Source organism: Flavobacterium sp. Flavsp81, from assembly GCF_059491325.1.
Genome location: NZ_CP168505.1, coordinates 2,998,689 through 3,024,517, shown reverse-complemented (window position 1 = coordinate 3,024,517; position 25,829 = coordinate 2,998,689). Strand labels below are relative to the sequence as shown.

Below are 25,829 nucleotides of genomic sequence, written 5' to 3'. Positions count from 1 at the left end.
GCTCATCAGAAAAAAGAACATAAAATACAACTATGAGAACAATACAATTTAGAGAGGCCATTTGCGAAGCGATGAGTGAAGAAATGCGTCACGATGAATCCATATATTTAATGGGCGAAGAAGTTGCAGAATATAACGGAGCTTACAAGGCTTCAAAAGGAATGCTTGCTGAGTTTGGTGAAAAGAGAGTAATTGATACTCCAATTGCTGAGCTTGGGTTTACAGGAATTGCAGTAGGATCAGCTATGAATGGTTGTCGTCCTATTGTAGAATATATGACTTTCAACTTCTGTTTAGTTGGTATTGATCAAATTATAAATAACGCTGCTAAAATGCGTCAAATGACAGGAGGACAATTTAATGTGCCTATCGTTTTTCGCGGACCAACTGCTTCTGCAGGTCAATTAGGAGCAACTCACTCACAAGCTTTAGAAAACTGGTTTGCTAATACTCCGGGACTTAAAGTTATAGTGCCTTCGACACCTTATGATGCGAAAGGACTTTTAAAATCTGCAATTCGCGATAATGATCCTGTAATTTTTATGGAATCTGAGCAGATGTATGGTGATAAAGGGGAAGTGCCGGACGGAGAATATACGATTCCATTAGGAGTAGCTGATATCAAACGTGAAGGTACTGATGTAACTATCGTTTCTTTTGGAAAAATCATTAAAGAAGCTTTTATCGCTGCTGATGAATTGGCTAAAGAAGGAATTTCATGCGAAATTATCGATTTAAGAACAGTTCGTCCAATGGATAACGAAGCAATTTTAAAATCTGTTAAAAAAACAAACCGTTTGGTAATTTTAGAAGAAGCATGGCCATTCGCAAGTATTTCTTCTGAAATCACTTATATTGTACAAGAGCAGGCTTTCGATTTTCTTGATGCGCCAATTCAGCGTATCACGACAGCAGATACTCCGGCTCCTTACTCTCCTGTTTTACTAAAAGACTGGTTGCCAAATGCAGCTGATGTAGTTAAAGCAGTAAAGAAAGTAATGTACAAATAGTCAAATAAACAATACTTATAAAACTTCATCAGTCATATTAATTGATGAAGTTTTTTTTTTGTCACGTTATGAAAAAAATAATTTTACTTGGTCTGTTATTTATATTTGCTTTTGCAAATAAGGCCCTTGCACAAACAAAAGTGAGCGGAATTGTTTTAGATAAATCTAATCAGCCAATCCCATTTGCAAATATTGTTTTCAAAGGTTCAAATACCGGAATAGTTTCTAATGAAGACGGACGGTTTTATTTGGAATCCTCAAATACATACACTGCTTTGCTGGTTACCTCGGCAGGATTTTCAGATAAAGAAGTTCCTTTAGAAAAAGCAGTAAATTATAATTTTAAAATTGTTTTAAATGAACCTGAAGTACTAAATGAAGTCGTAATTTTTACAGGAAAAACATCCAAGAAAAACAATCCGGCATTAGATATATTGAGAAAAATATGGGAAAGAAAGCGTAAAAACGGTTTGTACCAGTTCAATCAATATCAAATGAAGAAATACGAGAAAGTCGAGTTTGATATGAATACGATTGACAGCGCTTTCATGAAAAATAAACTCTTTAAAGGAATGGAGTTTGTCTTCAATCATATTGATACTTCTGATGTTACAGGAAAAACTTATTTGCCAATCTTCATCAATGAATCGTTATACGATGTTTATGGCGATAACAAATTAAAGAAAACCAAAGAGAATATTACAGCAAGCAAAACCTCCGGGTTTAATGGAAATCAACAAATTTTATCTTTTGTAAAAGATCTTTATTCTGATTATAATATTTACGACAATCACCTGAAGTTTTTTGATAAAAGTTTTACAAGCCCACTTTCAAAAACAGGAATTGATGTTTATAACTATGTATTAAAAGACAGTGCATTTATTGATAAAAAATGGTGTTATAATATTGTTTTTTATCCAAGACGGAAAAACGAGTTGACTTTTAAAGGAGATTTTTGGGTAAACGATACCACTTTTGCTATCAAAAAAATAAATATGGGTGTTACCAAAAGCGCCAATATTAACTGGGTAAAAGATATTTATATCGAGCAGGAATTTGAAGTACAAAACGATTCGGTTTTTCTATTGACCCGAGATTACATGATGTCGGATTTTGCTTTAAATAAAAAAGAAAAATCAAAGGGAGTTTACGGAAAAAGAACTACGCTTTACAGAGATCATAAATTTAACATTCAGAAACCTGAGAAATTTTATAAGGAAGAAGTCAATTTTATAGACAACGCAGTTTATAATAGGCCCGATGAGTTTTGGACTGAAAATCGCTTCGAAAAATTAAATAAAGACGAAGCCGGGATTTATAAAATGCTGGATACTCTGCAAACTGTCAAGAAATTTAAACAGCTTTATAATTTAGTTTCGATTTTAGGAAGCGGTTATGTTGAATTTAAAAACTTTGATTACGGACCTATTTTTTCCACGTTTGGTTATAATGAAGTAGAGGGCTTCCGAGTACGTGTAGGAGGGCGAACCTATTTCGGACCAAATGATCCATGGCGTGTGCAGGCTTATACAGCTTATGGTTTTGACGATAATAAATTTAAATACGGAGTTTCCGGGAAATGGATGGTCGACAAGAAAAAACGTTTCATTATTTCGGGAGGAAACAGACGGGATATAGAGCAAATTGGGGCTAGTTTAACCACAACAAATGATATTTTAGGACGAAGTTTTGCTTCATCAGCTTTATTTACATCAGGCAGCAACGGAAAATTAACGAATATTAATTTGAGCAGCGTTTCTTTTGAAATGGAACCAATGAAGAATTTTATTGTCCAGGCAGGATTTTCTTATCGAACATTAGAATCGGCTTCAAAGACTTTTAGTTTAGATTATTACACGACTTTGCCTACCATAGCAAATCCTGCGGGAATTGTGGAAGGTAAAGTAATCCAATCAGAAGCTAATATTCAATTTGAATTTATGCCAAACCGCAAAACTATCGGTTTTGGGGTAGAACGAGATTTGGTTGATAGTCCGTTCAGTCATTTCTTTATTAATTTTAGTTATGGCCTTAAAGGAGTTTTAAAAAGTGATTTCGCTTACGAAAAAGTGCAGTTGTACTATAAACAGCCTATTGTTATCGGACCTTTGGGCAGATCAAATATTATTCTGGAAACCGGAAAAACCTTTGGTACAATTCCGTTGGGATTAATGAGTGTAATTCCCGGAAACCAGACCTATTTTACTATAGATAATACTTTTAGTAATTTAAATTTCTATGAGTTTATATCAGATGAGTACGCAACTTTACAATGGAATCATGATTTTGGAGGAAGGTTATTTGCCAGAATCCCATTTATGCGAAAACTAAACTGGCGTGAATTTGTTGGTGTAAAAGGTGTTTACGGAACTATTTCTGATGACAATAGAGCCATTAATGCTTCAGGACTGCCATATAATGCACCGGAAAAAGTATATTGGGAATACAATGCCGGAATCGGAAATATTTTTAAAGTATTCCGAATCGATTTTTCATGGAGAGGAAATTACTTAGATATGCCTGATGCCGCTAAATTTGCCGTAAAAGGATCTTTCGGATTCTACTTCTAAAGATTTTAATAAGATTAAGTAAAGCTCAAACTTTTAATAATCTCGCAAGACGCCAAGTCGCTAAGTTTTTAAATTCTTTGCGTCTCTGCGCTTTGCGGGATTCTTTTTTATTTAATTTTAGAAGCTATTCCCGCTATTCGTTCCATCTTTTATTTTTTAAAGAAAAAAACAAAAGGATTTCCACTTTTATCGGGGCTAAAAATTACGTTATGCAAGAGGCTATCGATTTTCTATTAACCAAAAATCCAATATTTCAGGAAATCATTGAGAAATATGGATTACCTCCAATTCCCAAACGTCCTCAGGGTTTTGAAACATTAGTATTGCTAATTCTGGAACAACAAGTTTCTATAGATTCGGCGAAAGCCACCTTTTTAAAAATAAAAGCACATACAATTTGTAATCCGGAAACAATGGCAGTTTTACCGGATGAAGAGTTTCGGACTTTAGGAGTAAGCCGCCAAAAAACAAAATATATCAAAATTCTTTCTGAAGCAGTTCTAAGCAAAGAATTAGACATTGAAAGTTTATCCGCAAAATCGGCAAAACAAGTTCGGGAAGAGCTCATAAAGTTAAAAGGAATCGGGAATTGGACTATCGATATTTACCTCATGTTTTGTTTACAGGAGCCGGATTTGATTCCGCTTGGTGATATTGCAGTTATAAATACAATCAAAGAATTACTTGATATTCATGACAAACACGAGATGGAAATTTATGCGCAACAATGGAGTCCATATCGATCTTATGCCACCTATTTGCTGTGGCATTATTACTTAAATAAGCGAAATCGAAAAATTACATATTAACTCTCTGTTATATAAAAGGAAACTATATTAATTAATCAATAAAAGGTATAGATTAATGTGTTTTTTTCATTGTAAAAAAGGATTCTTTGGGTTACTTTTGCAATCGCAATTATAGAAATAATAAAAAACGAAAATGACCGCAGACAAACTAACAACTTTCGATGTATTAATCGAAATACCAAGAGGAAGCAGAAATAAATATGAGTACGATTTTGAAATCAAAAGAATGCGTTTCGACAGAATGTTGTTCTCTTCAATGATGTACCCGGCAGATTACGGATTTATTCCGGAAACTTTAGCTCTTGACGGTGATCCTCTTGATGTACTGGTTTTGATAAACGAACCAACTTTCCCTGGATGTGTTATAGAAGTCAAACCAATTGGTGTTTTCCATATGGCTGATGACAAAGGACCGGACGAAAAAATTATTTGTGTACCAGTTTCAGATCCAATCTGGAATTCATTAAATGACCTATCCGATATTAACGGACACTTATTGAAAGAAATTGAGCATTTCTTCCAGGTTTATAAAGATCTTGAAAACAAAAAAGTAGATGTTGAAGGATGGGGAGACGTAAACGAAGCATTTGCAATTATTGCTGAATGTACTAAACGTTTTGAAGATATTGAGAATAAACCGGAAGGATTATTTAGTATTAAATAATTTTTGCCTTCATATTTTATAAAAAAAGCAATACCCCGTCAGGAGTATTGCTTTTTTGTTTAAATTCGTTTTGTTAGTTTGTTGACTATTAACCAAAACCATTAAAATATGAATGCATTTATGATTTACTTGCCAATTGTTATGGCAATTATTGGATTACTTTTCATGGGAATAAAAAGGACTTGGGTTTTAAAACAAGATGCTGGTGATGGCAAAATGAAAGAGATTTCAGATCACATTTACGAAGGGGCGCTCGCCTTTTTAAAAGCAGAATACAAATTATTGACAATCTTTGTAATTATTGCAAGTATTGCATTAGCCGGAATTACTTTTATTCCGGGAGTTAAAACACATTTATTAATAGTAGTTGCATTTATTTTTGGAGCATTTTTTTCGGCGTTAGCAGGAAATATGGGAATGAAAATTGCAACAAAAACAAACGTTAGAACCACTCAGGCAGCACGTACAAGTTTGCCGCAAGCTTTAAAAGTTTCTTTTGGCGGAGGAACCGTAATGGGTTTAGGTGTTGCAGGTTTGGCAGTATTAGGCCTGACAACTTTTTTTATAATTTTCTTTAATCTGTTTTCAGGCGGAGTCTGGAAAGATACAGAAACGATGACCGTTGTTCTTGAAACATTGGCCGGATTTTCACTGGGTGCAGAATCAATTGCTTTGTTTGCCAGGGTAGGTGGCGGAATTTACACAAAAGCTGCCGATGTCGGAGCTGATTTAGTAGGTAAAGTCGAAGCCGGAATCCCGGAAGATGATCCACGTAATCCGGCAACAATTGCTGATAATGTTGGAGACAACGTAGGTGATGTAGCGGGTATGGGAGCTGATTTATTTGGCTCTTATGTAGCAACAGTACTGGCAGCTATGGTGTTAGGAAATTACGTAATCAAAGATATGGGAGGTAATATTCAGGATGCTTTTGGAGGAATTGGCCCAATTTTACTCCCTATGGCAATTGCCGGTTTCGGAATTTTATTCTCCATTATCGGAACCATGTTAGTAAAAATATCGGATGATAATGCTAAAGAAGCACAAGTGCAAAAAGCATTAAATATAGGAAACTGGGTTTCGATTGTTTTAACTGCAGTTGCCTGTTTCTTTTTAGTACAGCATATGCTTCCGGAAACGATGCAGATGACCTTTTTTGGCGAAGGCTCTAAAGATATTTCATCTATGCGTGTTTTCTATGCCACCTTAGTCGGATTGGTAGTCGGCGGTGCAATTTCATCCGTAACGGAATATTATACAGGATTAGGTACAAAACCAGTAATGGCTATTGTGCAAAAATCATCAACCGGTGCAGGAACAAACGTTATTGCAGGTTTAGCTACCGGAATGATTTCTACTTTTCCAACAGTATTATTATTTGCTGCGGCAATCTGGATTTCATATGCTTTGGCAGGATTTTACGGCGTTGCTTTGGCAGCTTCTGCAATGATGGCAACTACAGCCATGCAATTGGCAATTGATGCTTTCGGGCCAATTTCAGACAACGCCGGAGGAATTGCAGAAATGAGTGAATTGCCAAAAGAAGTGCGTACCAGAACTGATATTTTAGATTCAGTAGGAAATACAACTGCAGCAACCGGAAAAGGTTTTGCAATTGCTTCTGCAGCTTTAACTTCGTTAGCATTATTTGCAGCGTATGTAACTTTTACCGGAATTGACGGAATCAATATTTTTAAAGCGCCAGTTTTGGCAATGTTATTTGTGGGCGGAATGATCCCGGTAGTTTTCTCGGCATTGGCCATGAATTCTGTTGGAAAAGCCGCGATGGACATGGTATATGAAGTACGTCGTCAGTTTAAGGAAATTCCGGGAATTATGGAAGGAACCGGAAAACCGGAATACGGAAAATGTGTTGAAATTTCAACAAAAGCTGCTTTGCGCGAAATGATGCTGCCTGGAATTTTGACAATTGGTTTCCCGATTGCAATTGTGTTGTTAGGTAAATTAGTTTATGCTGATAATAATCAGTTAATTGCTGAGATGTTAGGAGGTTATATGGCCGGAGTTACCGTTTCCGGAGTACTTTGGGCAGTTTTTCAAAACAATGCCGGAGGTGCGTGGGACAATGCCAAGAAATCTTTTGAAGCAGGGGTGATGATTAATGGCGAAATGACATATAAAGGTTCTGATGCACACAAAGCTGCGGTAACTGGTGATACAGTTGGAGATCCGTTTAAAGATACTTCAGGGCCATCTATGAATATTTTAATCAAATTGACTTGCCTGATTGGTTTGGTAATTGCGCCAATTTTAGGAGAAGGCCATTCGTCTTCAGCTATGATCGAAAAAGGTTCATGCTGTAAAATGGAAATGCATGCTGGCGGAGTTTCCAAATGTGGAGATATGTCAGGAATGACAAAAGAAGAATGTATTAAAATGTGCAAAGAAAAAGGCTGTACAGCCGAAGAAACTGCAAAATGCTTAGCTCACTTTGATGCAAAAGGAAAATATACTCATCAAAAAACAGATTGTTTTGATACCAGAAAATATGATAAAAACCGTGTTGAGGTTAATTTGTCTACAGCAAATGGCGTTACGGTTGGAACAGTAACGAAAACCGAAAACGGAAAAACTACGACAGAAGTTTTTGAAGGAACTGAAGCTGAGGTAAAAGCTAAAGTTGAAGCAGTGAAATAGAATGTATTGTTCTTGTAAAAAAATGCCTCCAATTTTTTGGAGGCATTTTTTATTTTTCAAACTTTTAATTAGTCAGAAAAGGCTAAGAATAAATCTATATATTCGTGCCTTAAATTAAATTTATGAGAAAACTTTACACTGTTCTATTTTTATTGGTTTCGTTTTTTAGCGAAGCCCAAATTGTAAACATTCCTGATCCAGTTTTTAAAAGGATTATTTTGTATTTTTCTTCACCGAAAGATTTAGCTGGGAATTCAATTGAAACAATTGATACCAATCACGATGGAGAAATTCAAGAAAGTGAAGCGTTAAACATTAGTTCATTAACATTAAAAAAGGTTAATGGTGAATCAATGATTTCATCATTAGAAGGGATCTCTAAATTTCCAAATCTTAGATTTTTAGAATGCCAGAACAATAATATTACTTCTCTGGATTTAACAAATTCACCTTTTTTGGAAGAACTAGACTGTTCACAAAATAAACTAGAATCTTTAAAAATTGACAATTTGGTTGACTTAAAATTGTTAAATTGTTATAATAATCAAATTACTTCCTTGGATATAAGTAAATTAAAGAGTTTGCAAAAATTATTTTGTTATGGTAATCTAATCAATAATTTAGATTTTACTTTATCCAGAGATCTTGAATATTTAAATTGTGGAAATAATAACAAAATAACATCTTTAAATGTAAGCAATTTGAATAAATTAGGTGTTCTATACGCTTATTGGTGTGGAAATCTTACCTCAGTAAATTTATTGGGAGCAACAAATCTTACAGAAATTGATTTTAAAGAAAGTGCTTTGGAATCATTAAATTTATCGGGCTTAATAAAACTTGTTGATTTAAACTGCAGATATAATAAACTTACTTCATTAGATATTTCAGGTTTGGATAGTCTTTTGCGTTTAGAATGTTCCAATAATCAGCTGTCTTCTCTGAACGTTAAGGGAATAAAGAGCCTGACAGGTATAGCTTGTGATTTTAATTCTCTTAAGGCCTTAGATCTTACGGGTTTAGAAAATCTTGGAAGTTTGTCCTGTAACGCGAACTTGATTGAAGATTTACAGGTCAATAGCTCCAAAAAACTTATTTACTTAAACTGTAGCAGTAATAAATTAAATACACTTGATGTCAGCGGTCTTAGTAAATTAGATTATTTATTTTGCAGTAACAACCGAAATCTGGTTAGTTTATTTATGAAAGGCAGTTCTGTTCTGACAAATTACAATAAATGGGATAATGTGTATTTTGGAATTCAGCTAAATTCCAGTTTGAAATACATTTGCACAGACAATTCGCAAGCGTACTATCTGAAGCAGCATATGGGGATATATGGTACCATAAATTGTGAGATTAATAATTACTGTTCTTTTACTCCCGAAGGAGACTTTAATGTTATAAAAGGATTAGTTAAGTATGATGCAAATCTAAATGGCTGTGATGCGTTAGATAATATTTTTCCAAATTTAAAATTTACAGTGGCAGATGGGGGGGGTACTTCAGGCAGTTTTATTGCTAACGGAACTGGAAATTATTTTCTACCGGCATCAATCGGAAATTATAAAATAACACCAGTTTTAGAAAATAAGGATTATTTTACTATTTCACCTTTGTCGATTAATGTTACATTTTCAGATAAAGGAAATGCTTATGTGCAGGATTTCTGTATTACTCCAAATGGTACTAAAACTGATTTAGAAATCATTTTAGTGCCAATCACGGTATCCCGGCCTGGTTTTGATGCTAAATACAAAATTATATTTACAAATAAAGGAAATACTACAGAATCTGGTATCGTCAATTTAAAATTTAATGATGCCATTATGGATTTTATATCAGCAAATCAAAATCTTTTAAATCAGAGTCTAAATAATCTTTCTTGGAAGTTTGATAATTTAAAGCCTTTTGAAAAAAGAGAAATTATATTTACTTTAAATTTAAATACACCAACCGAAACACCTGCCGTCAACAATGGCGACGTTTTGAGTTTTTCTTCTTTAATTACGACCCAGAAAACAGATGAAAATCCGCATGATAACTCGTTCGATTTGCATCAGGCAGTTGTAGGCTCATACGATCCAAATGATAAAACATGTCTGGAAGGATCTGTTGTTACTGCAGATCTAATAGGTAATTATATTCACTATTTAATTCGTTTTGAGAACACAGGAAATTATATGGCTCAAAATATTGTTGTAAAAGATATTATTGATACCTCGAAATTTGATGTAACAACTTTAGTTCCGCTTAATTCCAGCCATCCTTTTGTGAGTAGAATTTTATATGAAAAACAGGTTGAATTTATTTTTGAAAACATAAACCTTCCTTTTGATGACGCAAATAATGATGGTTATATCGCTTTTAAAATTAAAACTAAATCTACGTTAAAAGTGGGAAATACGTTTACAAATGAAGCTAATATATATTTTGATTATAATTTCCCAATCCTGACTAATAAAGCCAGTTCGACTTTTAAAGTGATAAATCTGGGTAATGATGATTTTATATTTTCAAATTATTTTACATTGTATCCTAATCCTGTAAAAAACACTTTAAATATTAATTCTTCTCAGGTTATACAAATACACTCTTTAGCGATTTATGATATTTTGGGAAGATTAATTATTGCAATTCCAAAACCTGATCTTAATGCTAAAATTGATGCTTCTGATCTTAAAACAGGAACCTATTTTATAAAGATAATTTCAGATAAAGGAAGTTCAAGTGCCAAATTTATCAAGAATTAAAAAAAAGAAAATGCCTCTAAATTTTTAGAGGCATTTTCTTTTTTTAATCTACTAATTCAAACTTAGATTTTAGTTTAATATCTGCTGATGAAGCTCCGATCATAACTTCAAAATCACCGGATTCAGCTGTCCACTGTAATTTATCATTATAGAAAGAAAGTTTTTCTTTGTCAATTGTGAATTCTATAGTTTTAGATTCTCCGGCATTTAATTTTACTTTTTGAAAATCCCTTAGTTCTAAAATCGGCCTTACAACAGATCCGAATTTATCTTTTAGATATAACTGAATTACTTCTTCTCCGGCAACTTTTCCAACATTTGATAATTGAAAAGAAACTTTAATGGTTTCATTATCCTTCATTTTAGCTGAAGATAATTTCAAGGCACTATAATTGAATTTTGTATAGCTTAATCCATATCCAAAAGGAAATTTAGGGGAGTTTTTTAAATCGATATAAGCGGAAACATAACCGTTTGCGTCTTCATTTGGAGCTGGCCTTCCGGTGCTGAAATGATTGTAATAAATTGGAATCTGACCCACTTCTCTCGGAAAAGTCATGGGCAATTTCCCGGAAGGATTATAATCTCCAAACAGAACATCCGCAATAGCGTTGCCGGCTTCTGTTCCCAGCCACCAGGTGTAAACAATTGCAGGCACATTATCTGCAGTCCAGTTAAAAATAAGAGGCCTTCCTGCGTTTATCAAAACTACAACGGGTTTTCCTGTTGCCTGAATTGCCTTTACCAAATCTTCCTGAACTCCCGGTATATGAAGATCGCTTCGGCTTTTGGCTTCACCGCTCATGTCGCGTCTTTCTCCGATGCTCAAAATAACAACATCGGCTTGTTTGGCAATTGCAATGGCTTCGGCAAAACCATCTTTATTATCTCCGTCAACTTCACAGCCTTTGGCGTAAAGCAATTTTGTTTTTTTACCCACTTTATTCTGTAAACCATCCCATTGCGAAACTACCCATTTATCGTAATCTACATCTGGTAATTCAACTGACCAGAATCCCATATTAGCTTTGTATTCTTTAACCATTGGCCCGATGAATACAATTGTTTTCAGGTTTTTAGAAAGGGGTAATGTTTGGTTATCATTCTTTAATAAAACGATACTTTTTTCGGCTACTTCTAGCGCTGCTTTTCTGTTTTCAGGATTGTTTAAAGCTTTTTCAGCTCTTTTTTCATCTGAATATCGGTATGGATCTTCAAATAATCCTAATTCGAATTTTTTACGAAGAATACGTTTTACCGCATCATCAATCAAATCAACAGAAAGTTTGCCTTCTTTCACCAATTCAGCCAGATTATAACGGTAGGCATTACTTTCCATATCCATATCGCTACCAGCTGTAATTGCAGAAAGTGCCGCAGCTTTTAAATCTTTTGAATAACCGTGTGCGACCATTTCTCCGATAGAACCCCAATCTGAAACTACAAATCCCTGAAAGTTCCATTTTCCTTTTAAGATATCACGTTGCAAATGTGCATTTCCGGTTGCAGGGATTCCATTCAAATCATTAAATGAATTCATGAATGTTGCAGCACCGGCATCAAGAGCAGCTTTGAAAGGAGGCAAATAGGTTTCAAATAACATCCTTTCGCTCATGTCAACAGAATTATAATCTCTTCCGCCTGTTGCGGCGCCATAAGCGGAAAAGTGTTTTACACAGGCCATAACAGAATTTAAGTCGCCCAATTTATTTCCCTGAAAACCTTTTACCCTTGCATAGGCAATTTTAGAACCCAAGTAAGTATCTTCTCCGGCACCTTCCATTACTCTTCCCCAGCGTGGGTCACGGGCGATATCTACCATTGGGGCAAATGTCCAGTGAATTCCACTTGCAGATGCTTCTGTAGCGGCAATTCTGGCAGCCAATTCAATCGCTTGTAAATCCCAACTGGCAGCTTCTGCTAACGGAATCGGGAAAGTTGTTTTGTATCCGTGAATTACATCCTGACCAAACAACAACGGAATTTTAAGACGTGACTGCATCGCCAGTTCCTGATATTGTCTGGTATATTTTGTTCCGATAACATTTAGCATCGAACCCACTAAGCCTGCTTTTATTTCGGCTTGTTTATTTGGATTTATTGTAATTGGACCCGTTGCCGAATTATCGCCTGTGTATTGATTAAGCTGGCCTATTTTTTCTTCAAGGGTCATTTTTTTCAATAAGGCATTTACTTTTTGATCGATTGTTTCTTGTTGGGCTAATCCAAAAAAAGAGATGGACAGCAAAATAAGTGTTATTGTTTTTTTCATTAGTTAATTTCGATAAAAACCGGAAGATGGTCTGATGGGTATTTTAAATTTATGGCATCGCTCAAAACTGCATGTTTCAGAACTTTAAAATTGCTGTTTTTAGAAATAAAAATATAATCTATTAAGAGTGTTACAGGTTCGTTATGTTTGAAATTATTAAAAGTACCTGAAGGGCCAAATGGTTTTTCTTTTGATACCTCTCTCGTGTCATTCATTACTTTTTTTACTTCGGCAATTTGTGGTGTATCTGGTTCTGAATTAAAATCACCCATAAAAATCACAGGATATTTCTTAGTATTCACTTCTTTTATTTTTGACAAAATCAATTGAACACCTTTGACTCTCGCTTCATTACCAATATGATCAAGATGAGTGTTAAAAACCCAAAATAAATTTTTTGTTTTTAAATCTTCAAACAATCCATATGTGCAAATTCGATTGCAAGCGGCATCCCAGCCTTTTGAAACAATATTTGGGGTTTCAGATAACCAAAATGTATTTGATTGCTGTATTTTAAAACGGCTTTTTTTATAATAAACAGTACAGGCTTCGCCTTTTCCTTCAGCTTCTCTTCCTATTCCAAATTTGTTGTAATCTGGCAAAGCCGAAGCTATATCAACAACCTGGTTTGGGGTTGCTTCCTGAACTCCAAAAATATCCGGGCTGTAAAACTGAATTTGAGAAGTAAAAAAATCTTTTCGGTTTGGCCATGCATTTTCTCCGTCAGAAGCAATATCAAGTCGAATATTATAGGTCATGATTTTTAAGTTTTGACTATAAAATGAGTTGCTGATAAAAAGCATCATTAAAATGGAAAACAGGACATTAAATTTTTTCATATAAAATAATTTTAATTTAGAAAGCATCCAATGTTTTAGGGATTTCATGAGAAAAACTAATGTAACAAAATAATTAATTGTTGACTTTATCTTTCTGTTAATATTGATTTTTCGATTTCTAAATGAAACTATATTCTAAAAAATAACGAGTTTCATAAAAAGGACACAAATCAAGTTGTGAAAAATTCATGAAACCCGTAGCAAAAAAATGAAATGGAATTTAACATGGTCTTGAGACCAGATTAAAAATTGTTATTTCTCACGATCACTTTTTATTTCAAATAAAAATCTTTTTTCAGGTTTGAAACCTGAATTGTAAATGTCCCTTTTTCAGAAATCCATTTTAAGTCTTCATTCACAAATTGCAAATCTTTTTGGTTCAGTGTGAAATTTACTGTTTTGGTTTCGTTCGGTTCTAAGCTAATTTTGTCAAATCTTTTTAAAGCTTTGAACTCAGGTGTGATACTTGCAAAATTATCAGACAGGTATAATAAAACAGACTCTTTTCCGGCTTTTTTACCAGAGTTTGTAACTTCTACTGAAACATTGACTTCATCGCTGGAATTGATTTCAGTTTTATCAATTTTTAAATTAGAATATGTAAAAGTGGTATAGGATAATCCTGTTCCGAATTCATACTGTGGCAAATAGCTTTTTTCGTATTTGGCATCATCATTTTGTTCACCTTCAGAAATGCTTTCCGTATATTTTCGATTGTATTTTTCTAAAGAATTTGGATATCTCGGATAATTATAAGGTAATCTCCCGCTAGGGTTTACATCACCGTAAATAATATCGACCAAAGCTCTGGCTCCTTCATTTCCGGGAAGATAACACTGAATAACAGCGCTCATTTTGTCTTCGAAATCACTGATTAATCTTGGTCTTCCTTCGTTTAAAACTAAAATAATCGGTTTGTTTAATTTGGCTAAGGCCAATGCCAATTTGATTTGCGAATCACTCATGTAAATATTACTGATATCACCCGGAGTTTCAGTGTAATTTTTCTCGCCTAAACATAAAACTATTTTGGAAGCATTTTTTGCTAATTCAATAGCTTTTTCGATAGCAGAATCATCTTCTTTTTCAAGATCAGCGCCTAGTGTATAAAATACATTGTCTTTTCCCAATTTGCTTTGAAAAGCTTCTAAAATAGTTAATTTATCAGCAGCATAAGTATCTGAATTTTCACCCTGCCAGGTGTATGACCAGCCACCGTTCAGGTATTTCATGCTATTCGCTGTAGGACCTGTAATTAGTACTTTTTCATTTTTATTTAGAGGCAGGACTGCAGTTGTATTTTTTAATAAAGTAATCGATTCGGCAGCTGTTTTGTAACCTTCCTGAATGTGTTCCGGAGAACCGAACTTTGGATAATCCTTTAAATTCGCTACTGCATTCTGAAATAAATTCAATTCGAATTTCACTCTTAAAATTCGCGTAACGGCATCATCGATTCTTGACATTGGTACTTCGCCTTTTTGAACTAAATCAATTAAATCAGTATAAAAAGAAAATTCTTCAGGAACCATACTCATATCGATTCCGGCCATAACTGCAATTTTTACGGCATCACGCTTGGTTTCAGCTACTTTATGTCTTGTATTTAGATAGATAATGTCTTTCCAGTCGGTTACTACAACTCCCTGAAAGCCCAATTCATTTTTTAATATATCAGTAATTAAATGTTTGCTCGCATGTACGGGAGTTCCATTTATTTCTCCGGAACTTACCATAACACTTTTAGCTCCGGCTTTAATGGCAGCTTCGTAAATCGTTAAATCGTATTGTCGTAACAAACGTTCCGGGATGATACTTGGGGTTCTGTCTTTTCCGGTTGTTGTACTTCCGTAACCAATATAATGTTTCATACAGGAAGCTACACTGTATTTTGAACCTACATTATTTCCTTCAAAACCATCAACCAACGCTATCGCCATTTTTGACGACAGATAGGCATCTTCCCCAAAGGATTCCCACATTCTTGACCAGGCAGGATTTCTTGGAAAATCTAAATCCGGAGAAAAAACCCAGGGAATTGAAGAAGCTCTGGTTTCGTAAGCAGAAATCTCGGCACCACGTTTTACTAAATCGGTATTGAATGTTGCTGCTAATCCTATTTGCTGTGGAAACAAAGTCGCACCGGTTGTGTAACTTGCTCCGTGAATGGCATCGATACCATATAAAACCGGAATTTTAAGCCTTGTTTTATTTGCCTCATTAGAAATTGCAGCCATGGTTTCCTGCCACTTTTTTAATGTTGGCGCACCAGGATTTGGCACATTTAAAATAGAACCTATATGATAGTCCTGAATTCCCTGCTTTAATTTTGAAGGATCAAAATAACCAGGTCTTTTTGGGTCTTCAAAAATGGTTACGGTAATCTGAGTCATTTGGCCCACTTTTTCTTCGAGAGTCATTTTTGAAAGTAACTCTGAAACTTTAGCGTCAATCTCAGTTTTTTTATTTACCTGGCCCCATACTGTTCCACAAATGGAGAAAGCAAATACCAGCAAAATTGTATTTTTCATTTTGTAATTTTAATTAAGATTGAAACAAATCATTATTTAGAATAATTTATTGTTCAAATTAAATTGACCTTAAGCTGCCATTATCGTACAAGATATTGTTTTTGTAAGATAAAACCTTTAATAAACTAAGGTTTGTATAGCGTGCGGAGGTATTTTAATTAGTGTTTTTTCAGAAGCTATAATAAGATTGTAATTTATTTCTTTATCAGTCTGATTCATTACAATTGTAACCACAGTTCCGTCAGTATTTAGAAATGAAGTGCTTAACAGATTGCTTTTGCTTACTGCCGAACTGATACGAACTGCATCCAAATGAATGAATTTTGAGAAATGTCCAATATAATAATAGGACGGAGTGTAAATTAATTCTCCCGTAGTTGTATCGGCATGGATTGGTGCAAAGCAAAAATTCCCCACATGATTTGGACCTCCATTTTGATCTAAAAGTATATTCCAGTCAGTCCAGCCATTTGTTCCGTTATTGAAATCGTTTATCATTGCGGTGCCGTATTTTTCTGCATTTGGCCAGAACTGGTATTTTGCAGCATCAAATCTTTCGACACAGCCTTCGGTAAATAAAAGACCTTTATCAGGATAAGCTTCATGTACTTTTTTAACGTTATCAAACATTGGCATACCTCCCGACCATGTTTCGTACCAGTGAAAACCCATGCCCCAAACATATTTTGAAGCTTCCGGATCAGAGTAAATAACATTCGCTCTTTGATTCATTAAATCACGATTATGATCCCAAATTATAATTTTTACATTATTGAGTTTTTCTTTTCTCAAAGTTGGACCCAGGTAATTTTTTATGAAATCCCTTTCGTTTTCTGCAGTATAGATGCAGGATTCCCAGGTTTGAACCGCCATTGGTTCGTTTTGGGTTGAGGTTCCACAAATCGGAATTCCTTCTTTTTCGTAAGCTTTTATAAATTTAGCATAAAAATTAGCCCATGTTTGGTAATACTCAGGCAGTAATGTTCCGCCTTTCAAAACATTATTATTGCTTTTCATAAAAGCATTTGGCGACCAGGGTGCAGCATATGTGGTTAATTTTCCACCAGCTGTTTTTATGGCTTGTTTTATTAACGGGATGCGGTATTGTTTGTCATGCTCAATAGAAAAAGTCTTCAAATCTTTATCTCCTTCTTTGATATAAGAATAACTTCCACTGCTAAAATCTGAACTTTGTATCGTTGTTCTGAGCAATGAATAGCCAATTCCTTTTTGTTTGTCATAGTAGGCATTCAAAAATTCAGTTTGTTTTTCTTTTGATAGTTTTGCAAAAACTTCAGCACTGGCATCGGTTGCGGCACCACCAATTCCTATAAATTTCTGGAATTTTTTTGAGGGTTCCACAAATACAGAAGTCTCAGTTTCTAAAGGCTGTTTAGAGGCAGAGAATACTAAATTATCGGTAGAAGTTAATTTTAAATTTGAATTTTCAGCTGTAGTGTAAACTGTGATTTTTTTATTTTTAGCAGAGAATTCCTGTTGTTGTTTTTGGCTCTTCGTTTGTGAAAACAATGTAGAAGAAAAACATAAACAAGTAATAATAAAGCCAATTTTTTTCATTGTATATGTTTTAAATAATTAAAACTTAGATTTAAAATTCATTTTTAAATTCAGAATTGATTTTAAAAAATAGCCCATAATCATAAAGAAGATGGGCTATACTAACAACCAAACTTAACTTAAAACTTAACTTAAAATAATCCACAATTATTAAGTGAATGTATTTTTCATGTTTTTGCAGAGAAATATCTTTTGTGAATAACAATTCATTCACTGATTTTAATTCAGAGCTTAATTACCCCAACCCGGATTCGGCGTCATTTTATTATTGTTAAGAATTTCTGCAGCAGGTATTGGATATAATTTATGTTTATCCGCAAAGTTACTGTTCTTCTTAAATCCTTGATTTTTAAGGACAGTTGCAGCGTCACCCCAACGAATTAAATCCAGAAATCTAAATCCTTCAAATGCAAGCTCTAATCTTCTTTCGGTTTTGATCGCGTCAAGAGTAACAATTTTAACAGGTAAGTCTACTCTGTCACGTACTTTAGTAAAATAACCTTGTGCAGTTGAAACATTTCCTGCTAAAAGATTTGCTTCTGCTGCCATTAACAGGACATCAGCATATCTAATTAATCTTACATTTGTTCCATAGTTTAATTCGCCAACAGGTGTACCCGTTTCAGAAGCCAAAGAACCATATTTTAGCCTAAAGTAACCCTCCATTCCCCATACAGGGTTAGGGATTGTCCAGTCTTCTGTCCAGTCACCGCCGTATTTTGATCTAAGATCTGCTACTGATAATATTGACGCATTTTTTCTAACCATATCGCCTTCTGCATTAAAAGCATCTCCCATTTTAGCTGTTGGATAATTAAATCCCCAGCCAGGCAGAAGTCCTGAAGTTCCTGCTACAAAACTAGCCGCTCTGGGTCCCATCAATTGCCAGTTAACATTATTTTCCATCGCACGATTTCCTCCCCATTGGAAATTTCCCCAATCATAGCCTGCAGAAGTAACGTAGCCAATTTCAAATAAAGATTCTATTCCATATTCTGATTCCTTTAAAAACAGTTTTGAATAATCAGCAGCAAGATCATATTCATTTGAAGCAATAACATCCTCAAATGCATCGGCTGATTCAGGATACTTCTTTTGATATAAATAAGCTTTTCCTTTTATAGCCTGTGCAGCACCTTTTGACATTCTAAAACGCATTGCGGCAGAGTATTCACTTTTTTTAGGCAGATTCGGAATTGCTTCGTCCAGATCTTTGTGTATTTGTGTATAAATTTCTTCAGGTGTCGATTTTGCCATTGCAAATTCAGATGCTGTTGGAATTTTTAATCTTAATGGAACGCCTCCCCACATTGAGACTAATTCAAAGTAAAAAAAGGCTCTTAAAGCTTTGGCTTCAGCTATCATTTGCTTTTTCACCGGAGTATCGTCTTTTGCAATATTTATAATTGCATTAGCTCTCATAACACCGAAATACATAGCTTTAAAAGAATGCTCAATTGGTTTGTTTTCAGCCGTATAAGAAAAATCGTCTAATTGTTGGTATGGCGGCTGATCACCATCTGAACCACCTCCAGCGTGTGTTTCATCTGAAGGAAATGATTTTACAACATACATTGAATTCCAGTCAGCAGCATATGCCCATTGTAAAACGTCATAGCATGAAAGCACGCCTTCCTGAAGTTCTTCTTCGGTTTTGAAATAATCATCAGCAGGCAGGACACCATAAACCGGCTGATCTAAGAAATCGTCTGCACAGGAGATCAGCATAATAGCCAGTCCTGCAAGAAATGATATTTTATAAATTAATTTTTTCATCGTTATTTATTTTTTTATTCGTCTTGAATTAAAATGTTACTGACAATCCTGTCATGAGACGGCTGGCATTTGGATACAAACCTCTGTCAATACCTTGTGAGTTATTTGAAAAACTTCCTACTTCAGGATCAATTCCCTTGTACTTTGTAAATGTGAAATAATCATCAAGTGAAATATATATTCTTAAGTTGGATACCTTAATTTGATCTAATAATTCTGATTTGAAATTATATCCTAATTGTATTTGTTTGATTTTAACATAGGATGCATCCTGAACCATTAAATCACTTGTGTAAAGAATTGGGTCACTATAAGAAGCTTTTGGGAAACTATTAGTACTTCCTTCTCCTGTCCATCTGTCAGTGTAAAAGAATGATGGGCGATTTGACTTCGGGTTATCAACTCTGGCTAATGCTAAGAAGTTTTCTCCTCCAAATGCCCCCTGAACAAAAAATTTAAGATCAAAACCTTTGTATTCAAAGTCAATAGTTGTTGCAATTACTAAATCATGATGAGGATCTCCAATGTATGTTTTGTCCTGATCAGTGATATCACCATCACCATTAGTATCAACCACTATAGCTTCGCCAGGTGTGGGATTCCAGGATGTAACATTTCCCAATGATGTCTTATAGGCATCTACTTGTGCCTGATTCTGGAAAATACCATTTGTTTTATATCCTCTAAAATACCAAACCGGTTGTCCTAATTCAAAAGAAGTTACAGTCCCTAATACTGGAAGACTGGCTCCATCAACTCTTGTAAGTAATGGATTTAAATAGGTTACTTCGTTTTTAATGGTAGTTAAATTAACATTTATGCCATATTTTAATTGATGTTTTGATTCTCTCCATCCTGCTTCGATCTCGAAACCTTTATTTGTTACATCACCTGCATTTGCATATGGAGCAGGATAACCTGTAGATAAAGGAGGTGAAGAAGGAGTTAATAAATCTCTCGTAACTTTTTTATAGTAATCAAAACCAAATGTTAATCTGTTGTCAAAAGCTCTTAGATCAAATCCTAAATCTGTTTGCTCAGTAGTTTCCCAGGTTATATCTTCATTTGGTAATACCTTAAGTTCTCCAACTGGATGATAATTACCAAGAGCGTCAGGGTATTTTAAACCATCTTTTGTAATAAGGGCTCTCCATTGACCGGCTCCAATGTTAGACGTAGATCCATTTTCACCCCAGGAAGCTCTTAATTTTAAGTGGTTTATCTGTTCAATTGGCCAAAATGCTTCATTTGAGATTATCCAGCCTGCTGATACAGCAGGAAAGTATCCGGCACGTTTATCCGGTGCAAAAAGAGAAGAATTGTCATTTCTCAAAGAAGCCTGGAATAAATATTTATTATCGAATGAATAAGTAAGACGTCCAAAATATGAATTCATTGATGAAGGAGTTATATTACCTGATACAGTTCCTGCTACAGGAGCTTCACCAACCGGTGCCCATTCATCACCTTCTTTAATCATACCGGCTGTACGTGTATTCAAATAACGATATTCAGTGTCTTGTGCAGACATACCCACCATCGCAGAAAATTCATGTTTATTAATGGTTTTGCTGTAAGTGATAAAGTTTTCAAAAAGCCATGTTTTAAAAATACCCTGGTTATAAGTTTTACTATTGGTTGTGTTTTCCTTAGTTGCATTCCACCAGTATTTTTGAGTCCAGTCATCATAATTGTTGAATGCTTGTTCTATACCATAACGAGTTGTAAAAACAAATCCTTCAAAAGGTTTAATGTTGGCATATACATTACCAATAATTTTGGTTTCTTGTGTTAGTCCATGATCAATTGCAATTTGTCCGATAGGATTGGCTATTTCTCCGTCAACATAATTAGAGATTCCGTAATATTCACCATTTGCATTAGTTGGAATTGGTCTTCCGGCTGCCAATGCATCCTGAACATGTTGAGGTAATACAGTTCCTTTCGGATAAAAAACTGGAGTTACAGGATCCATCAACATGGCGTGATTCATAATACCATTAAAGCTGTCATCCTCAGTAAAAGCTTTACGTTTATTTACTGAAAGCGAGAAATTTTCTCCAACTTCTAAATATTTGCTTACTTTATGATTGGAGTTGAATCTTACTGTTGTACGCTTAAAATTGGTTTTGTCTCCTCCAAAAATACCGTCTTGTGTAAAAAAGTTGCCTGAAAGTAAAAAAGTGGAGACCTCATTTCCGCCGGCAAGCTGAAGTGTATGATGTTGCATTGGTGCTGCATCTTCAGCTGCTTCATCAATCCAGTTTGTTCCTTCCTTGCCTTTCCATTCAGCTACACTTGGTCTGTTTCCTGCAGGTTTTGTTTCGTCTATCCATTGAACATACTGATCAGCATTCATCATATCTAATTTCGTTCTTAAAGACTGAAAACCAAATTGATTGCTGTAAGTAACTTTCATTGATCCTGATTTACCTTTTTTAGTCGTAATCATTACTACACCATTACCACCATCAGCTCCATAAATAGCTGCAGATGCTGCATCTTTTAAGATTTCCAGCTTTTCAATGTCGTTTGAATCAAGAAAGTCGATATTGCTTGTACGCATTCCGTCAACTACATATATAGGATCAGAGTTGCCATTAGATCCGGCTCCACGAATACGAACTTTTGCCCCTGCTCCAGGAGCTCCTGATTGTGCCATAACAGTTACACCGGCAGCTTGTCCTTGTAGTACTTGTGTAGACAGACCAACTGATAAATTTGCAATTTGTTCAGCTTTTATTGAAGAAATTGCACCGGTAACGACACTTTTCTTTTGAGTTCCATATCCTACTACTACGACTTCATTTAAGTTTTGAGATTCCGGTTTTAATCTAATTTCAATTTTAGTTCTTCCGTTTACGGCTTCCTGTACGGTATTATATCCTACAAAACTAATTGTTAAAGTTCCGTTTGAAGGAACATTTATTTGAAATTTTCCATCAAAATCAGAAGCAGTTGCTTTGCTCGTGCCTTTGATTAAAATTGTTGCGCCTGGGACGGGTAGCCCGCTTTCATCACTTATTGTTCCATTTACAGTAATATCTTGTGCCGTTGCGATAACTGAGAACAATAGAGATGAAATACAAAAAATAAGTAATTTTGTTAATTTCATTTTTCTAAAAATTTTGGTTAATTAATTAGTAATTTGATGCAATAATAAAATTAAATTTCTGGTATTTACATTTTTTAATCCTTACAAAAACACATCAAACTATAATTATTTACTTTACAAAAACACATCATGAAAATTTTAATGAATTGATTAATAGTTAGTTAATAGCTATTTTATATTGTTACAATAATGTTAATTATTCAAAAAAAACACTACATTTATTATAAATCAAAATATCTGGCCTTTTGCTCTTAGCCTGCTGATAGTGCGGGTTTTAATAAGTGTGATATTTACTGTTAAAATGAATTATAATCAAGTACATGAAACCCATAAAACAATTTTTTTGCATTCTTACATTTTTTTTCTTCACTTTTGACGGTTTATGTCAGGTCAAAGACATAGGAATGCCGAATATTAAAAATTATAAAAGAACAGAGTATAAAGGGGGGACACAAAATTGGAGTATTGATCAGGATAAAAACGGAAATATTTATTTTGCAAATAATAGTGGATTAATACAATTTGACGGATCTACATGGCGTAAATATTCTTTGCCAAATAATACTGCAATCAGAAGTTTGAAAATTGATAATTCAGGGAAAATTTTTGTTGGAGGCAATAACGAATTCGGTTATTTTAAAGCAAATGAAAAAGGGGAATTAAAATATTTTTCGCTTTCGAAACTAATCGCTAAAAAGGATAGTCAAAATATAAATTTAATATGGAGGATTCATATTTTTAAAGGAGAAGTAATTTTTCAGTCTTTTACCAAAGCGCTGTTTTATAAAAATAATAAATTGAATATTGTTGATGCCCCAAGAAAGTTTCAATTTTCCTTTCTGGTAAACAATCGTCTTTTTTTTCAGGATAAAGTATTGGGTATTTTAGAATATAAAAACCAAAAATTATATCCATTAAAAGGTACTACTGTTCTAAATGATAAAGAAATTTGGGCCATGTTTCCGTTACCGGATAATAAAATTCTTCTTGCTACTTTAGAAAAAGGCCTTTTTGTATATGACTACAATAAAGTAAGAGACTGGAATACTGAGGCAAATGGTTTTATAAAAAAGAATACTTCCCTGGGTGGTGCAATCATAAAAAACAAGTTTATCATTTTAAATTCAGTATTAAATGGTATCATAATTTGCGATTTGAATGGAAAAATAATTCAGCATTTAAACCGCCAGAAAGGACTTCAAAACAATACAATCTTAACGTCTTTTGTTGATAATAAAGATAATATCTGGCTGGGTCTTGATAATGGGATAACATTTATAAATGAAAATTCCCCTTTTACCTATTTTGACTATAGTTATAATATAGGAACCGTTTATGCATCAGTTTTGTATCAGAATAATTTGTACGTAGCAACAAATCAGGGCTTATTCTATCATCCCTGGAATGGTTCTTTTGTTGACGAACCTTTTAAAAGAGCCGAAGGTACAATTGCTCAGGCATGGAATGTTCAGGTCATAAATAACACTTTGTTGTGTTCCAGTAACAGCGGAGCTTTAGTTATAGAACATAACAGAGTCTCAAAAATATTAGATACTAAAGGATACTTTGGCTTTAAACAAATACCAAAACATCCTGAATATGCAATTGGTGAAAGTTATAATGGCTTTTCAATTTTTAAAATTGCGTCCGGTAAAGCTGAATTTGTAAATCAGGTTGAGGGTTTTGATGAAACCACCAATACTTTTGAAGTTGAACTGGATAATGATTATTTATGGTTAAAAAAGAATCCGTATTTATATCAAATGGAACTTTCTGATGACTTAAAAAAATTTGAATCTATAAAAAAGCACACACAAGTATCAGCAATAAACAAAGGAATTGGAAGTTTGCAGTTAATTCATAATAAAATCTATTTTCAGACTAAGAATCATTTTTATAGGTTTTCTAAAGAACAGGATGGCTTTTTTGAAGATAGAAAAATTGGCAGACTTTTTAAAAATATCCCTGTAATCAATACATTGATTGAAGATTCTAAAGGTAATTTATGGTACTCTTTTAATGAATCTTTGGGAGTGCTGGAAAAATCAGGTAATGGAAGCTATATACGGAATGAAGCTCCTTTTTCTAATTTAACAGGGAACTTGGTCAATAACTATATATCTGTAAACACAATAAATCCAAAGAATATTTTTATCGGATTAACGGATGGATTAACGCATTATGATGCTACAATTTCAAATAAATTTATTACAAAGCCTATTGCTTTTATTGAAAGTTTTTCTTTTCCGGGAGATACTATAATTACGGGGAATTTAAAAATTAATGAAAAACAATTCAGCTTACCTTATAGTGCCAATCATGTTAAGTTTACTTTTTCTTCTCCAACTTTCGAAAATCAGGAGAACGTTACTTATTCCTATAAACTGGAACCTTTTGAAGATACATGGCGTAACTGGTCTTCAGTTTCCATAAAGGAATATACCAATTTACGGGAAGGCAATTATGTTATGAAATTAAGGACTAAAAACAGTTTTGGTGTCCTGTCTGAAATTAACGAAATTAGGTTTGCTATTTCACCACCGTGGTACAGACATTTTTTAGCTTATATTTTCTATTTATTATTAATTCTGACGGGAATATATGTCATTTCAAATAGAATTAAATTAAAAATCAGAAAAAATAAATATTATGAAACTATTGAGCAAAGACGTTTGTATCTGGAAAGAGAATCTAAAATCAGACATGAGCAGCATGAACTCGAAAAAGAAATTGAAAAACTAAAAAGTGATAAACTTCAAATTAAAATTCTGGCAAAAGATAAGGAACTGGTAAATAATTCTTTGCAGGTAGTAAAGAAAAACAAAGTTTTAAACGGAATCATTCATAAACTTAAAGACATCGATACCAATATTTTGGACGATAACACAAAATTCGAATTCAATAAACTTCATAAAAGTATCGTAAAAGAAGTCAATACCGATAAAAGCTGGAAAGACTTAGAAAAACACATTAAAAATGTACACTTTGATTTTCTAAAAAGATTAAAAGAGAAATATCCAACAATTTCGCCAAGGGAATTAGATTTATCAACCTATTTATTGATGAATATGTCAACCAAGGAAATTGCCGAAATCATGAATATATCCAATGGTGGGGTAGAATTGGCGAGATATCGATTAAGAAAAAAACTGGGTCTGAATAAGAAAGAAAACCTTATTGGTTTTTTGATGAGTATTTAATGTTTCAAAAAACATTTATCTCAAAAAATTGTCCTTCGGAGTTTTATTGCCATA

The 25,829-nt window shown here is 34.0% G+C and carries 13 protein-coding genes; 7 read left to right on the top strand and 6 right to left on the bottom strand.

Annotation, left to right across the window (positions count from 1 at the left end):
• The first annotated feature begins 32 nt into the window (after positions 1 to 32).
• The 6 genes from ACEN92_RS12615 (at position 33) to ACEN92_RS12590 (ending at position 10,464) form a co-directional block, all read left to right on the top strand.
• On the top strand, positions 33 to 1,010 hold the full coding sequence (locus ACEN92_RS12615) for a pyruvate dehydrogenase complex E1 component subunit beta (protein WP_007804867.1): 978 nt from the start codon (positions 33 to 35) through the stop codon (positions 1,008 to 1,010).
• A 68-nt stretch (positions 1,011 to 1,078) separates the two neighbouring features.
• Entirely contained in the window at positions 1,079 to 3,580 is a 2,502-nt protein-coding gene (locus ACEN92_RS12610) for a DUF5686 family protein (RefSeq protein WP_495638718.1), read from the top strand.
• 209 nt (positions 3,581 to 3,789) lie between these two features.
• Positions 3,790 to 4,389 (top strand): DNA-3-methyladenine glycosylase family protein, encoded by a 600-nt coding sequence (locus ACEN92_RS12605; RefSeq protein ID WP_495638717.1) that lies wholly within the window; start codon positions 3,790 to 3,792, stop codon positions 4,387 to 4,389.
• A 133-nt stretch (positions 4,390 to 4,522) separates the two neighbouring features.
• The gene (locus tag ACEN92_RS12600) at positions 4,523 to 5,053 is read left to right on the top strand and encodes an inorganic diphosphatase (RefSeq protein WP_192186149.1); all 531 of its coding nucleotides are present in this window, start codon (positions 4,523 to 4,525) and stop codon (positions 5,051 to 5,053) included.
• Positions 5,054 to 5,161: 108 nt separating this feature from the next.
• On the top strand, positions 5,162 to 7,711 hold the full coding sequence (locus ACEN92_RS12595) for a sodium-translocating pyrophosphatase (RefSeq protein WP_495638716.1): 2,550 nt from the start codon (positions 5,162 to 5,164) through the stop codon (positions 7,709 to 7,711).
• Positions 7,712 to 7,833: 122 nt separating this feature from the next.
• Entirely contained in the window at positions 7,834 to 10,464 is a 2,631-nt protein-coding gene (locus ACEN92_RS12590; RefSeq protein WP_495638715.1) for a DUF7619 domain-containing protein, read from the top strand.
• Between the two features lie 43 nt (positions 10,465 to 10,507).
• Here ACEN92_RS12590 and ACEN92_RS12585 read toward each other — a convergent pair whose 3' ends face one another.
• The 6 genes from ACEN92_RS12585 to ACEN92_RS12560 all read right to left on the bottom strand — a co-directional run bounded on the left by ACEN92_RS12585 (position 10,508) and on the right by ACEN92_RS12560 (position 22,575).
• Complete coding sequence (locus ACEN92_RS12585) at positions 10,508 to 12,736, bottom strand: glycoside hydrolase family 3 N-terminal domain-containing protein (RefSeq protein WP_495638714.1); 2,229 nt, start codon at positions 12,734 to 12,736, stop codon at positions 10,508 to 10,510.
• A complete protein-coding gene (locus ACEN92_RS12580) occupies positions 12,736 to 13,575 on the bottom strand; it encodes an endonuclease/exonuclease/phosphatase family protein (RefSeq protein ID WP_495638713.1) in 840 nt (279 codons plus the stop codon). Before ACEN92_RS12580 ends, ACEN92_RS12585 begins: the two co-directional genes overlap by 1 nt.
• A gap of 272 nt (positions 13,576 to 13,847) precedes the next feature.
• A complete protein-coding gene (locus ACEN92_RS12575; RefSeq protein ID WP_495638712.1) occupies positions 13,848 to 16,106 on the bottom strand; it encodes a glycoside hydrolase family 3 N-terminal domain-containing protein in 2,259 nt (752 codons plus the stop codon).
• 117 nt (positions 16,107 to 16,223) lie between these two features.
• Positions 16,224 to 17,684, bottom strand: a complete 1,461-nt coding sequence (locus ACEN92_RS12570) for a glycoside hydrolase family 30 protein (protein ID WP_495638711.1) — start codon at positions 17,682 to 17,684, stop codon at positions 16,224 to 16,226.
• A 231-nt stretch (positions 17,685 to 17,915) separates the two neighbouring features.
• Entirely contained in the window at positions 17,916 to 19,460 is a 1,545-nt protein-coding gene (locus tag ACEN92_RS12565; RefSeq protein WP_495638710.1) for a RagB/SusD family nutrient uptake outer membrane protein, read from the bottom strand.
• A 28-nt stretch (positions 19,461 to 19,488) separates the two neighbouring features.
• Complete coding sequence (locus ACEN92_RS12560) at positions 19,489 to 22,575, bottom strand: SusC/RagA family TonB-linked outer membrane protein (RefSeq protein ID WP_495638709.1); 3,087 nt, start codon at positions 22,573 to 22,575, stop codon at positions 19,489 to 19,491.
• A 320-nt stretch (positions 22,576 to 22,895) separates the two neighbouring features.
• Between ACEN92_RS12560 and ACEN92_RS12555 the strand changes: the two genes are divergently transcribed.
• Positions 22,896 to 25,775, top strand: coding sequence for a triple tyrosine motif-containing protein (locus tag ACEN92_RS12555; protein WP_495638708.1), 2,880 nt, complete (start codon positions 22,896 to 22,898; stop codon positions 25,773 to 25,775).
• Positions 25,776 to 25,829: the final 54 nt, after the last annotated feature.